The organism is Mycobacterium sp. 852002-51961_SCH5331710 (assembly GCF_001665535.1).
Classification (GTDB): Bacteria; Actinomycetota; Actinomycetes; order Mycobacteriales; family Mycobacteriaceae; genus Mycobacterium.
Map to the genome: position 1 here is coordinate 80,614 of NZ_LZSQ01000056.1, position 12,351 is coordinate 92,964.

Genomic DNA, 12,351 nt, shown 5'->3' on the forward strand with positions numbered 1-12,351 from the left:
CGTCGTGACCATCGTCGACCGGCTCGACCCCGCGCTGCGCCACCTGGCGGAGGCCCGGACCGATCTGTCGCCGGGGTTGCTCGGCGTCGTCCGCGACTCACTCAATCAGCGCCGCGCCGAAACCGCCAGGGCGGTCAACGACATCGTCGTGGAAATCGAAGAGCGCGTGGCTGATTCGGTTCGGGTACGCATCTACCGCGGAGCGGCCGCCCCATCGCCGGCGGTGATCTACTGCCACGCCGGGGCGTTCGTGCTGGGCAACCTCGACACCGACCATCTGCAGTGCGTCGAGCTGGCCCGGCGCGGGGGTTGCACGGTGCTATCGGTCGATTACCGGCTGGCGCCCGAGCACCCGTTCCCGGCCGCGCTGGATGACGCGCTGGCGGTGCTGAACTGGGCCGCCGAATGTGCGACGGAACTCGGGCTCGACGCGACCAGGCTCGCGGTTGCGGGGAGCAGCGCCGGTGGTGCGCTGGCGGCGGGGCTCGCGCAACGGTCGGCGGCGTCGGCGGCGCCGGCGGTGGTGTTCCAGCTGCTGCACCAGCCGGTGCTCGACGACCGATCCACCGAATCCAAGAGAGAGTTCGTCACGACGCCCGGCTTCGACGGGCCCGCGACCGAGGTGATGTGGCGGCACTACCTGGGGGACGCATCCGCCGACGTCGCCGCGGTCCCCGGTCGGGCCGCTGACTTGGCAGGTGTGGCAAGCGCGTTCATCAGCTGCTCGGAACTCGACCCGCTGCGTGATGAGGCGGTGGAGTACGCGCAGCGGCTGATGCACGCCGGTGTCGCGACCGAACTGCACGTGTTTCCCGGCACGTGTCACGGGTTCGACTCGATGGTTCCGGAGTGGGAGACCAGCGTCCGGTTGTTCGAACTGCAGGGCGCGGCGTTGCGTCGGGCGCTGCACGGTCCGTGACGCGTGCGCACGCTCGCCGGCCGCGACGGTGCGCAAAGTGCCGAGATGTGGCGGCGTGTCGTGTACAGACACGCACGCTCGCGGAGTGTTAAGCCTTGGCGAGTTCGCGGGCGATCGCGGCGTGGTAATCGTCGATGTGCGCCGGGTTGACCGCACGGAAGAACCCGTCCGGCAACGGGGCGTGCTTGTAGGCCTCGACGGTCATCGTCCGGGTGAACAGCGTGATGTCCTCGCCGGGGCGGGTGAAGTGGTACTCCACGGTGATTCGGCCCTCCATGCCGCCATTGCCGTCGCGGTCGTGGCCGAGGCGGCCGATCGAGGTGAACACCCAGATGGTCGGGCGCGCGGCGACGGCCAGGTGCCAGGTGAAGATGCGGTCGCCGTCGGGACCGGTCTCGGTCCAGGTGTCTCCGACCTTCAGCGGCAGATGGTCGGGTAGGCCCCCGATGTGGGCACTCGTGGGGTAGGTCTTGGGCCAGTTCGCCGGGTTCGTCACGAAGTCGTAGATCGTCTCCGCTCCGACGGCGAACGCGGTTTGCGAACTGGTCGTGACGATGCCCAATGTGCTGCCTTCCGTGGAGGAACGGGTTCAGACTTTACAACTAACCGGAGAAGTGTCACGGTGTCCAGGTGGACTTCTCCCGCGTGCAGTTGAGCGAGGACGACCGGGCGTTCCAGGACGAGGTTCGTGACGTCCTGCGGTCCGTCGTGACCGACGAGGTCATCGAACGGGACCGCCGAACCGGTGAGAACTTCGACGAGGGCGTCCATCTCGCGCTCGCGGAGCGAGGCTACCTCGCGGCGGAATTCAACTCCGAGGCCGACGGCGGCTTCAGCGCCATTCGCCGCCGCATCTGGGAGCTGGAGATCGGCCGCTCCCACGCACCCTGGTTCCACTGGCCCACCACGATGATGGTGGCGCGCTGCCTGGAGCAGTTCGCCACGCCGGAGTTGAAGCAGGACGTGCTGCCGAACGTGCTGTCGGGGCACTACCGGCTGTGCCTGGGCTACACCGAACCCGAGGGCGGCTCGGACGTCGCGACGTGCAAGACCCGCGCGGTGCGGGAGGCGGACGGGTCGAGCTGGATCATCAACGGCTCCAAGATGTTCACGTCGAACGCCCACAACGCGCAGTACGTCTTCCTGATCACCAACACGGATCCCGAGGCGCCGAAACACAAGAACCTCACGATGTTCCTGGTGCCGCTGTCGTCTCCGGGCATCGAGATCCAGCCGATCCGCACCGTCGACGGTGACCGGACCAACATCACCTTCTACAGCGACGTCCGCGTCGACGACAAGTTCCGTGTGGGCCCAGTGAACGGCGGCTGGTCGGTGCTGCGCGAGGCGCTCAACGCCGAACACGGCACCATCGAACGCGACGCGCAGGGCCTGCAGAAGCTGGCGACGATGAGCGAGCACCTGACACTGCTCGCCGAGTCGGTCGACCATATTGCCGCAGTGGTGAGCGACGAGGATTCGGCGCGGTACCGGCTCGGTCGCGCTGTCGCGCGGATCGAGGCGGCCCTGAGCACGCCGGACATGTTCGGTCGGGTGGCGAACGCGCAGACGATGCGCGACGTCGCACCGGACCTGATGGACCTGTTGGGCACGGCGGGCAGCCTGCCGGTCGGGGCGGAGGGTGTCACGGGCGGCGGGGGAGTCGAGTACGCCTTCCGCTTGGCCGGGCCGGCCGGCATCTACGGCGGCACGCTGGAAGTGTTCCGCAACATGATCGCCCAGCACGCGCTGGGACTCGGGCGCCCGAGCTACTCGCCCCCGGCGAAGCGGCCCGCCTAGAGTCGCGAACGCTCGATTTTGCGTTGAGGGTCGTGAAATAGCGGATCGAACGACCCTCCGTGCAAAATCCAGTCGCCTCCCTAGAGTTTCGCGATCACCTCGGCGGCCAGCAGATCCAGCGTCCGGTCGGACGCCCGGTCGTGTGTGAACAGCACGATCTGGCCGAAGCCGAGCTCCCGCAGTTCGTGGAGACGGTCGACGATCGTCGGCGGTGTCCCGATCAGGCCCGCCTCCTCGAGGCCGAACGCCGGTGCCCCAAAGCGTTTCTCGGCCAGACCGCGCACCTCCGGCACCGATGCGTCATCGGGCGCGAGCGCCATCACGGCCTCCACCGACAACACGATGGTCGACGGATCCCGGCCGACGTCCTCGCATATGGTCTGCAGCACCGACACCTTGTGCTGCAGTTCGCCCAGCGCGTACGTCGGCACGTTCCACACGTCCGCATACCGGGCCACCAGCGGCAGCGTGTACTTCTCGCCGATGCCGCCGACCACGATCGGCGGCCTCGGCCGCTGGACCGGACCGGGCTTCACCGCAAAGTCGGTGATGGTGAAGTGCTTGCCGCTGAAGTCGATTCGTTCGTCGGCGAAGGCCTGCGCCAGGATCTCCAGCGTCTCGCCGAGGCGCTCGGAACGCTCACGAAACGATCCCCACGGCAGCCCGGTGCGGATGTGCTCGTCTTCGATCGAACCGCTGCCCAGACCGAGCTGCAAGCGGCCGGCGGAGATCTGGTCGAGCGTCGTCGCCATCTTGGCCAGCACCGCGGGATGGCGAAACTGGTTGCACAGCACCATATGTCCGATCCGGATACGTTCGGTGTTGCTCAGCAGTGCGGTGGCCAGCGTCCACGCCTCCAGTGACGGATAGTCCGGCACGCCGGGCCCGTAGAGGTGGTCGTAGAGCCACAACGAGTCGATGCCGAGCGCCTCGCAGCGCCGGGTGCGATCCAGCATCTGTTCGTAGGTGAAGCCCATCTGGGGCAGGTAGACGCCGATCTCGGGCCTCGCCACGTCAGTAGTGCCCATCGCCCTCCCCTCACCTTGAAGCTGTACTTTCCGCGGTTCGCATGGTAACGACATTCTCGGAAAACGAGAAGAATGTTCTAGACGGGACACGATATGCGGTTCACCTTCACCCACCCGATGCACACCCACCCGTATAACCCGGAGCTCGTCACCGGCAAGGGGATCGCGACGGTCGCGGCCGCCGCGGAGGCCGCGGGTTTCGACGGGTTCGGATTCACCGACCACCCGGCGCCGACACAGCGCTGGCTCCAGGCCGGTGGTCACGACGCGGTGGACCCGTTCGTTGCGATGGGTTACGCCGCCGCGGTCACCACCCGCCTGCGGCTGATCCCCAACATCGTCGTGCTGCCGTATCGCAATCCGTTCGTCGTCGCCAAATCCGGTGCCACCCTGGACCTGTTGTCCGGCGGGCGGTTCACGCTCGGCGTCGGCGTCGGCTATCTGAAGCGGGAATTCACCGCGCTCGGCGTGGATTTCGAGGAGCGGGCCGCGCTGTTCGAAGAGGCGCTGGAGGTCATTCGTGGCATTTGGACCACCGACGACTTCTCCTACGAGGGGCGACATTTCACCGCCAGCGGCATCACCGCACACCCCCGGCCGGTCAGCGATCCGTATCCACCCATCTGGATCGGCGGCAACACCACCGCCGCCCGCAAGCGCGTCGTCGCCCACGGTGACGGATGGTGCCCGTTCCCCGCGCAGGGCGTGCTGGCCCAGACCGCGCGTACGGCGCCCATGGATGTCGAGGCCCTCGCATCGGGTATCGAGGATCTGCGGCGCCGGTTCGACGAAGCCGGCCGCGACTGGTCGCTCATCGACATCACCTTCACCAACCCCGACGGCGGCACTCCCGGCGGCGACTTCAACCCCGATGAATACCTCTCCGGATTGGAGAAGCTGGCCAAGCTCGGGGTGACGTGGGTTCAGGTCGGTCTGCCCGGCGACAGCCTCGCGCACGTGCTCGAAGCCATCCAGCGGTTCGGCGAGTCGGTGATCGCCAAGTCCTGACGCCGAGACTGAACTTGTGCGCGATATCGGAGGCGAAACTCGCGCAGAGGCTCAGATTCGGCGGTGATCAGGTGCCGGGCAGTTCGGCCGACACCTCGGCGCGCTCGGGGTCGAAGCTGAAAAAGCCCGCGATCGGCAGCGTCTCGGGCGGCGGGTCCGGATAGCTCCACGCGACGTCCTCGACCACGGTGTCGCCGACGACGGCCGACCAATACGACGCGTAGCCCTTGTAGTTGCAGTAGCTGGTGGTCGACGACGGCCGCAGCAGGTCGGTTCGCACGTGCGCCGGGTCGACGTAGAGGCGAGGCTCCAGCGACGTCTCGAAGACGATCACGGTCTCGGCCGTGTCGACCAGCGCTTCGCCCGCCACCGTCACGCGCAGCGCGCGATGCGTCGGCCGACAGTCGACGCGGTGATACGGGTTGGGCGGATAGTGCACGAGGGTGCGGCCTTCCTCCAGCCAAGTGTCGACGGCGTCCCACCGCACGCGGACGTAGCCGGGCGCCTCGACGACGGGCTCGCGCGGAAGGTCGCCGACCTCGTCGATGGGAAAGGCGTAGCTGAGCGGGTGGCCGCGACGGTGCACCATCAACGCGCGCTCGGTGTCCAGCACCGTGTTTCCGTTGCGCAGTGCCTGCACCCGGCGCGGATGCGGTTCGACGAACACCACGTCGTCGGGCAGTGGTGGCGTGAACCAGCCGGCCGGATCGTTGCCCAGCGGTCCGCGGGCGGCGACGAGACTCATGCCGGTCAGCCTTACAAATTTCGGGCTCATCGTCACCTCCCCAGCGAACGTGCTTGAGGAGGAGCACGATTGGGAAACCGGTAGGCGTTGCCTGGGCGAGGCGGGATGCGGGGAGGAATGAAGCGACTCAACGGTGTGGACGCGTTGATGCTGTACAGCGAGACGCCCGAGATCCACATGCACACGCTCAAGATCGGCATTCTCGACGTGTTGGGCATCGAGGACTACAGCTTCGACATGTTCCGGCGGGTCGCCTATCCGCGGTTGATGGCGCTCTCGGCGCTGCGCTACCAACTCGTCGACATCCCGCTTCGGCTTCACCACCCGATGTGGTGGGAGAACCACGACATCGACCTCGACTACCACCTGCGCCGGGCGCGCGTCGCGCCGCCGGGCGGCAGGCGTGAACTCGACGACCTCATCGGCGAGATCGCCAGCACACCGCTGGACCGCAGCCGCCCGCTGTGGGAGATGTACGTCGCCGAGGGCCTCGCCGACGGCCGCGTCGCGATCGTCCACAAGGTGCATCACGTGCTGGCCGACGGCGTCGCCTCGGCCAACCAACTGGCCAAGGCACTCGAATCCGAGGCGCCGTCGCCCGTTCGGGTCGTCGCCGACCCGGCGTTGCGCACCACCGCGCAACTGCTCAAGGCTGCGGGCCGCGACCACGCCCAGCTGATCCGCCGGCTGCCCCGGCTGCTCAACGAGACGGCGGCCGGCGTGTCGCGGGTGCGCAAGCGCGCCAGGGAGCGGGGCCGTCATCCCGATCTGGCGCGCAACTTCGCCCCGCCGCGAACGTTCCTCAACCACGTCGTGTCGCCGGGGCGGCGATTCGCGACCGCGCCGCTGTCGTTGGCGGAGGTCAAGGAGACCAGCAGACATCTGGGCGTGACGCTCAACGACATCGTGTTGGCCACCGCGGCCGGGGCACTGCGCACGCTGCTGCAGCGCTACGACGGGGCCGCCGACGAGCCGTTGATCGCCGGCGTGCCGGTCAGCACCGACCCGTCGCGAGATCGCTTGACGGGCAACGAGTTCACCTACATGATGCCGTCGTTGCCGGTGCACATCGCCGATCCGCTCGAACGGGTCAGGCTCACCGCGGTGGCGACCAAGATCGCCAAGGAGAGTCACCAGCTGCTCGGGCCGACGGTGCTGCCTGCGTGGATGTCGTATCTGCCACCGGCGTTGGCGCCCAGGTTCTTTCGGATGCAGGCGAGCCGAATGGAGTCCGGCGCGGTGATGAACCTGACCATCTCCAACGTCGCGGGACCCCGCGATCGCGGCCACATCGCAGGTGGTGTGCTGAGCGAGATCTACTCTGTCGGACCGGTCGTCACCGGCAGCGGGATGAACATCACGGTGTGGAGCTATGTCGACCAGCTCGCCATCTCGGTGCTGACAGACGACCGCACGCTCGACGATCCCCACGAGGCGACGGACGCGTTGATCGAGTCCTTCGTCGAGATCCGCCGCGCCGCGGGGTTGCCCGGCGAGCTGACCCCGGTGGCTTCGACTCTGCCTCTGGCCGTCGCCTCGCGCTGACCGACGCGACACCGAACCTTTACAGATCGCGACAATAGTGTCACGCTCTAGGGGCGCCGTGACGCCCCTCGACCGGCGTCGCTGACCCGATCGGATAGGAACTATGGCGACTCGACCCTCTACCGACGACGTCGTGTCGGCCGACGGCGCCCTGGCCGCCGACGACCCGGTCAAGCAGCATCAGCTCAGCATTCTGGCGACGAACCTCGCCGACCTGGTCGGACGCGCGGGCGGTTGGCTGTTCGACCGCGCGCGGGCCGGCTGGGACGTCAACGTCTGGGTCGAGGACTGCACTGATGTGCGGGCGCTGACCATCCTGGGCGCCAGCGCCACCCGTCAGGGCGCACACAGCGCCCTGCGCGACGCGCCCCGAGACGGTGCGCTCGCGGTCGGTGCGGAGCTACTGCGTGACGATCCACGGGTGCGGGCCCACGTCTTCGAGTTGGTGAAGCGCGGCGCCGAGGTGATGGTGTGGGGCGACGAGTGGCCGGCCGAACTCGGCGGTCGCGTCGAGGCGACCGAGCATCGGCTGAGTGTCGCGGCCCGCGCGTTCAAGGCCCGGGCCCTGGCTGCGGCCGACGTGACCACCGCCATCGGCGCCACCGAGACGCTCTTCGACCTGGGGATCGAGTCGTTCCGGCCGCTGAACCCGGTCTAGCGAATCCAGCCGCGGCGGCGCAGCCACCAGTCGCGGGCGACCGCGGCCAGAATCACGACGGCGAATCCAATGAGGAAGAGATCCTCGACGCGCCCGACGTGATTGCCGTGCATGAGGGCGAGCAGGAACAGCGCCGCGATGATGCCGCCGATGTGGAAGAACTTCGGGTTCTCCTTCGACCAGCCCCACTCGGCGGACGGCACGTCTTCGACGTCGACCCCGGTGTGTCGCTGCACCTCGGTGTTGGCCACGGCTGCTCCTCATGGTCGGGCTCTGTACTGCCGACATTCTGGCATATGCCCAAAACAGGGGGCCTACTGCACGGACCGTAGGGTGATGCGTCATGACACCGCGGGCGCAAGGAGCACAACGGCAGATGTTCGAGGGCAAGGTCGCGTTCATCACCGGTGCCGCGCGGGGCCAGGGTCGCGCGCACGCGGTTCGATTCGCCGAGGAAGGGGCCGACATCATCGCGGTCGACCTGTGCGAGCAGATCGACAGCGTCGCCTATCCGATGGCGACGCCGGAGGACCTCGACGAGACCATCAACCTCGTGGAGAAGACCGGCCGCAGGATCGTCGCCGAACGCGGTGATGTCCGCGACCTCGGGCGGCTGCAGGAGATCGCGGCCAAGGGCGCCGCGGAGCTCGGCCGCATCGACTTCGTGCTCGCCAACGCGGGGATCCTGCCGGCGGCGGGGGAGCAGGGAGGCGAGATCTCCGCGTTCATCGACGCCGTCAACGTCATGCTCAACGGCGTCTACTACACGATCACCGCGACGCTGCCCGCCCTGCTCGCCCATGGCGACGGCGGCGCGATCGTGATCACCAGCTCGGCGGCCGCGTTCAAACCCGTCACCGTCGACTTCGGCACGATGAACCACGGCGCGGCGGGATACACCGTCGCCAAGCACGGTGTCATCGGCGTGATGCGCCACTTCGCACGAGGGTTGGCGGAGAAGAACATTCGCGTCAACTCCGTTCATCCCGGCGGCGTGGCCACGCCGATGATCTACAACGAGGCGCTGGCCGAATGGTCCGGTGAGCATCCCGCTTTCAGCGCCTCCCAGCAGCCACTGCTCAACGTTCCGCCCGTCGAGCCGGAGGCGATCAGCGACGCGATGGTGTACCTGTGCGGCGACTCCGGGCGCTACGTCACCGGGGTGGCGCTGCCGGTCGACGGCGGCCAGATCATCAAGTGAGGTCGGCGTAGCGGCGCAGCGCCTCTTTGCGTTCGGCGGCGTGGTCGACGATCGGCGCGGGATAGCCGTCGTCGTCGACCTCGGGCACCCATCGCCGCACGTAGCCGCCGTCGGGATCGAACTTCTCACCCTGCGTGGTCGGGTTGAAGATGCGGAAGAACGGCGCGGCATCGGTCCCGGTGCCCGCGACCCACTGCCAGCCGTGCTGGTTGTTGGCCATGTCGCCGTCGACCAGTTGGTCGAGGAACCAGCGCGCACCCCACTGCCACGGTAGGTGCAGGTCCTTGACCAGGAATGACGCCACGATCATCCGGACCCGGTTGTGCATCCACCCGGTCTCGGCGAGCTGGCGCATACCGGCGTCGACGATCGGAAAGCCCGTCTGGCCCCGCTTCCAGGCCTCAAACCGCTCCTGCGCCTCGGGGCCGTCGTCGACCTCCATGTCGTCGAACGCGGAATTCCAGTTCCACCACGAGCTGCGGGGCCATTCGGCGAGCACCGCGGCGTAGAAGTCGCGAAACGCCAACTCCCGCAGGTACACCTGCGCGCCCTTGCCCCGGCCCAGGTCGGTGGCCATGGTGCGGGGATGGATGGTGCCGAACTTCAGGTGCGCCGACATGCGGCTGGTGCCGCCGAGATCGGGGCGGTTGCGGTCGTCGGCGTACGTGTCGAGTCCGTCGCTCACGAACGACTTCCACTGCTGTAGCGCGGCGGTCTCGCCGGCGGGCAGGTCGAGTTCGACCCCAGGATCGGGAATCTGCACCGCGCCGCGGATCTTCGAGGGGTCCAGCCAACGCGCCGATTCGGGGCTCGACGCAGCGGGCGCGCGCCAACCGTGTTCACGCCAGGCCCTGTAGAACGGGGTGAAGACCTTGTACGGGCTGCCGTCGGGTTTGGTCACCCGCCCCGGCGATACGAGGTACGGCGAGCCCGTCGCCTCGAGCGGGATGTCGCCGAGTGCGGCCGCCACGGCGTCGTCGCGTCGACGCCCGAACGGCGTGAAGTCGGCCGAGACGTGGACCGCGGACGCGCCAATCGCCTTGGCGACAGCGGGGATTCGTTTCTCGGGCCGCCCACGCGTCACGAACAGCCTGCCGTCGAGGCCGTCGCGTAGAACGCGAAGCGCGTCGTAGAGGTACTGCAGCCGACGGGCGCCGGCCGACGCTTCGAGCCTGGGGTCGAGGACGTAGCAGGCCAGCACGTCACCATCGGCGGCGGCCGCGGCTGACAGCGCGGGCGAATCGCGCAACCGCAGATCGCGACGAAACCACAACAATGTGGGCATGGCATTGATGCTGCCCCGATTTCGCGATAGAGAAACAGGATGGAGTTCTGGTCGGGCACCGCGTTCATGAAAACGTCAGAGATTCTCGGGCTCGCCCGCGCCTTCGACGAGGCCGGCTACGACGGGATGGTGTGCTCGGACCACATGATCTATCCCCGCGAGCTCGGATCGCCGTATCCGGACTCGCCGACCGGTAAGCCGATGTGGGCGCCGGAGACCTCCTGGCCCGACTGCTGGGTGCAGATCGGAGCGATGGCCGCGGTGACGAACCGGCTGCGGTTCTCCAACGCCGTCTACATCGCGCCCGCACGCCCGCTGCTCGAGGTGGCCAAACAGGTCGCGACGGCGTCGGTGCTGTCGGACGGTCGGGTGTCGCTGGCCGCGGGCGTCGGGTGGATGCGCGAGGAATACGAGTTGATGGGCCAGGATTTCGGCACTCGCGGTAAGCGCCTCGACGAGATGATCCCGGCGTTGCGTGAGCTGTGGCGCGGCGGCTGGGTGTCGTGGAGCGGCGATTACTACCAGGTGCCGGAGATGATGATCGAACCGCATCCCGTTGCGCCGGTGCCGATTCTGTGCGGCGGGGAGTCCGAGGCGGCATTGCGGCGCGCTGCGCGGCTGTGCGACGGCTGGGTCGGCTACGCCTATCAGTGGGACGAGGCCGTCGGCTACGCGCAGAAGTTGCGCGCGCTGCTTCGCGAGTACGGCCGCGAGAACGAACCGTTCGACATCATGCTGGCGCTGCTTGAACCCCCGTCGCCGGACCTGTACAAGCGGGCCGAAGATGCCGGGATCACCGCGGTGATGTGCAGCCCGTGGATGGGCATGGACCTGGAACCCGGTGGCGTGGAACGGTATCGGGAGCCCATCGAACGGTTCGCCGAGACCATCATCGCCAAGGTGCGGCCGTGAGCTTCTCCGAGGACGAAGTCCGCGACCTCGTCGAGTGCCTCTATACGTCGATCGATCGTCGGGACTGGGCGACGGTGGAGGCGTTGGTGTCGCCTCGCTTGGTCGTCGAGGTTGCCGGTGCGGCCGTCGGCGGGTGGCAGGAGTGGCGCACACACCTCGAAGAGTTCACCCGGGGCTTTTCCGACGGCAGGCACGAAATCGAGGAAGTGCTCGTCGACGGTTCGCACGGCATCTCGCGGTTCAAGTTCGTCGGCACTCACGACGGTGAGTTCCGCGGCGCACCGCCGTCGGGCACCAAGGTCACGGTCGCCGGGATCCACATCGACAGGTTCCAGGGCGACATGCTGGTCGCGCATCGCGGTCAGCTCGACATGTACGGCCTGTTGCACCAGCTGGGTGCGGGCTGACGCCGCATCGACGGGGGGAGGGCAGCCCGAGCCGGGGTGCCGGGCTGCCCTCCGAACCTGTTGCTACACAGGTCAATTCGCCGGCGGCATCAACACCGTGTCGATGAGGTAGACCGTCGCGTTCGCGGTGCGCACTCCGCCGCACACCACACCCGCGTCGTTCACCTTGATGTCCTGTCCGCCGCCCGCGACCGTGACGTCGGCGCCCTGCACAGTCTTGTGCGTGCCGATCACCTGCGCGGGATCGGCCTGGCCGGGCACCACGTGGTAGGTCAGGATGCTCGTCAGCAGATCCGAGTCGGTCTTGAGCGTCTCGATGGTCGCCGGGTCGATCTTGGCGAACGCATCGTCGGTCGGCGCGAACACCGTGAACTGGCTGCCGTTCAGGGTGTCGACGAGGTTGACGTTCGGGTTGAGCTGACCCGACAGTGCCGCGCTCAGCGTGGTGAGCATCGGGTTGTTGGCCGCCGCGACCGTCACCTTGTCCAGCGCCATCCCGTTGACCGATCCGGGACCCGTCGGGTTTTGGGCCGCGTAATCGGCGCAACCGGGGCCGACCAGGCCGGCGGCCGGATCCATGGGCTGGTTCATCGGAGCGGGCGCGACGCTGCTCGACGTCGACTCCGCCGCCGCGGTGGGCGCCGCGGAGGTGGTGTCGTTCGAACACGCCGAGACGGTCAGGATCGCGGCCGCCGCCACACCCGCCGCGGTGACGGACCTACGGAAATCGATCTTCATGCGTTGCTCCCTCGTGGTGGACGGGTCCGGTGCCCGCCTCGCTGCTGTGACATCCGGGATTCGGACCCGTGAGGGGCGCGGATGGATCCCGTCAGATTCGTGTCA

The 12,351-nt window shown here is 68.0% G+C and carries 14 protein-coding genes; 8 read left to right on the forward strand and 6 right to left on the reverse strand.

Annotated elements, in window-relative coordinates; all coding sequences use genetic code 11:
• The first annotated feature begins 4 nt into the window (after positions 1-4).
• On the forward strand, positions 5-919 hold the full coding sequence (locus A5752_RS09870) for an alpha/beta hydrolase (RefSeq protein WP_067084723.1): 915 nt from the start codon (positions 5-7) through the stop codon (positions 917-919).
• An 88-nt stretch (positions 920-1,007) separates the two neighbouring features.
• Here A5752_RS09870 and A5752_RS09875 read toward each other — a convergent pair whose 3' ends face one another.
• Positions 1,008-1,481, reverse strand: a complete 474-nt coding sequence (locus tag A5752_RS09875) for a polyketide cyclase (protein ID WP_067084725.1) — start codon at positions 1,479-1,481, stop codon at positions 1,008-1,010.
• 68 nt (positions 1,482-1,549) lie between these two features.
• Here A5752_RS09875 and A5752_RS09880 point away from each other — a divergent pair, with 68 nt between their 5' ends.
• Positions 1,550-2,719, forward strand: a complete 1,170-nt coding sequence (locus tag A5752_RS09880) for an acyl-CoA dehydrogenase family protein (RefSeq protein ID WP_067084726.1) — start codon at positions 1,550-1,552, stop codon at positions 2,717-2,719.
• An 80-nt stretch (positions 2,720-2,799) separates the two neighbouring features.
• On the opposite strand, the gene A5752_RS09885 is transcribed toward A5752_RS09880, so the two are convergent.
• Positions 2,800-3,732, reverse strand: coding sequence for an LLM class flavin-dependent oxidoreductase (locus A5752_RS09885; RefSeq protein ID WP_067084728.1), 933 nt, complete (start codon positions 3,730-3,732; stop codon positions 2,800-2,802).
• A gap of 108 nt (positions 3,733-3,840) precedes the next feature.
• Between A5752_RS09885 and A5752_RS09890 the strand changes: the two genes are divergently transcribed.
• Entirely contained in the window at positions 3,841-4,755 is a 915-nt protein-coding gene (locus A5752_RS09890; RefSeq protein ID WP_067084730.1) for an LLM class F420-dependent oxidoreductase, read from the forward strand.
• 67 nt (positions 4,756-4,822) lie between these two features.
• On the opposite strand, the gene A5752_RS09895 is transcribed toward A5752_RS09890, so the two are convergent.
• Positions 4,823-5,500: a DUF427 domain-containing protein gene (locus A5752_RS09895; RefSeq protein WP_067084732.1), complete on the reverse strand. Its 678-nt coding sequence runs from the start codon at positions 5,498-5,500 to the stop codon at positions 4,823-4,825.
• A 117-nt stretch (positions 5,501-5,617) separates the two neighbouring features.
• Here A5752_RS09895 and A5752_RS09900 point away from each other — a divergent pair, with 117 nt between their 5' ends.
• Entirely contained in the window at positions 5,618-7,045 is a 1,428-nt protein-coding gene (locus A5752_RS09900) for a WS/DGAT/MGAT family O-acyltransferase (RefSeq protein WP_067084734.1), read from the forward strand.
• 103 nt (positions 7,046-7,148) lie between these two features.
• A complete protein-coding gene (locus A5752_RS09905) occupies positions 7,149-7,703 on the forward strand; it encodes a hypothetical protein (protein WP_082963823.1) in 555 nt (184 codons plus the stop codon).
• Here the strand turns inward: A5752_RS09905 and A5752_RS09910 are convergent.
• On the reverse strand, positions 7,700-7,954 hold the full coding sequence (locus A5752_RS09910; protein ID WP_067084737.1) for a DUF2631 domain-containing protein: 255 nt from the start codon (positions 7,952-7,954) through the stop codon (positions 7,700-7,702). The two genes, A5752_RS09905 and A5752_RS09910, sit on opposite strands and share 4 nt — an antisense overlap.
• A 92-nt stretch (positions 7,955-8,046) precedes the next feature.
• On the opposite strand from A5752_RS09910, the gene A5752_RS09915 reads away from it, so the two are divergent.
• On the forward strand, positions 8,047-8,904 hold the full coding sequence (locus tag A5752_RS09915) for a mycofactocin-coupled SDR family oxidoreductase (protein WP_231983370.1): 858 nt from the start codon (positions 8,047-8,049) through the stop codon (positions 8,902-8,904).
• Here the strand turns inward: A5752_RS09915 and A5752_RS09920 are convergent.
• Entirely contained in the window at positions 8,897-10,189 is a 1,293-nt protein-coding gene (locus tag A5752_RS09920) for a cryptochrome/photolyase family protein (protein WP_067084741.1), read from the reverse strand. The two genes, A5752_RS09915 and A5752_RS09920, sit on opposite strands and share 8 nt — an antisense overlap.
• A gap of 39 nt (positions 10,190-10,228) precedes the next feature.
• Between A5752_RS09920 and A5752_RS09925 the strand changes: the two genes are divergently transcribed.
• Positions 10,229-11,101, forward strand: a complete 873-nt coding sequence (locus tag A5752_RS09925) for a TIGR03619 family F420-dependent LLM class oxidoreductase (RefSeq protein ID WP_067084743.1) — start codon at positions 10,229-10,231, stop codon at positions 11,099-11,101.
• Positions 11,098-11,508 carry an ester cyclase gene (locus A5752_RS09930; RefSeq protein ID WP_067084744.1) on the forward strand — a complete coding sequence of 137 codons (411 nt, stop codon included), beginning with the start codon at positions 11,098-11,100 and terminating at the stop codon, positions 11,506-11,508. The genes A5752_RS09925 and A5752_RS09930 overlap by 4 nt, the downstream gene beginning before the upstream one ends.
• Before the next feature lie 72 nt (positions 11,509-11,580).
• On the opposite strand, the gene A5752_RS09935 is transcribed toward A5752_RS09930, so the two are convergent.
• The gene (locus A5752_RS09935; protein ID WP_502686709.1) at positions 11,581-12,099 is read right to left on the reverse strand and encodes a fasciclin domain-containing protein; all 519 of its coding nucleotides are present in this window, start codon (positions 12,097-12,099) and stop codon (positions 11,581-11,583) included.
• Positions 12,100-12,351 lie beyond the last annotated feature (252 nt).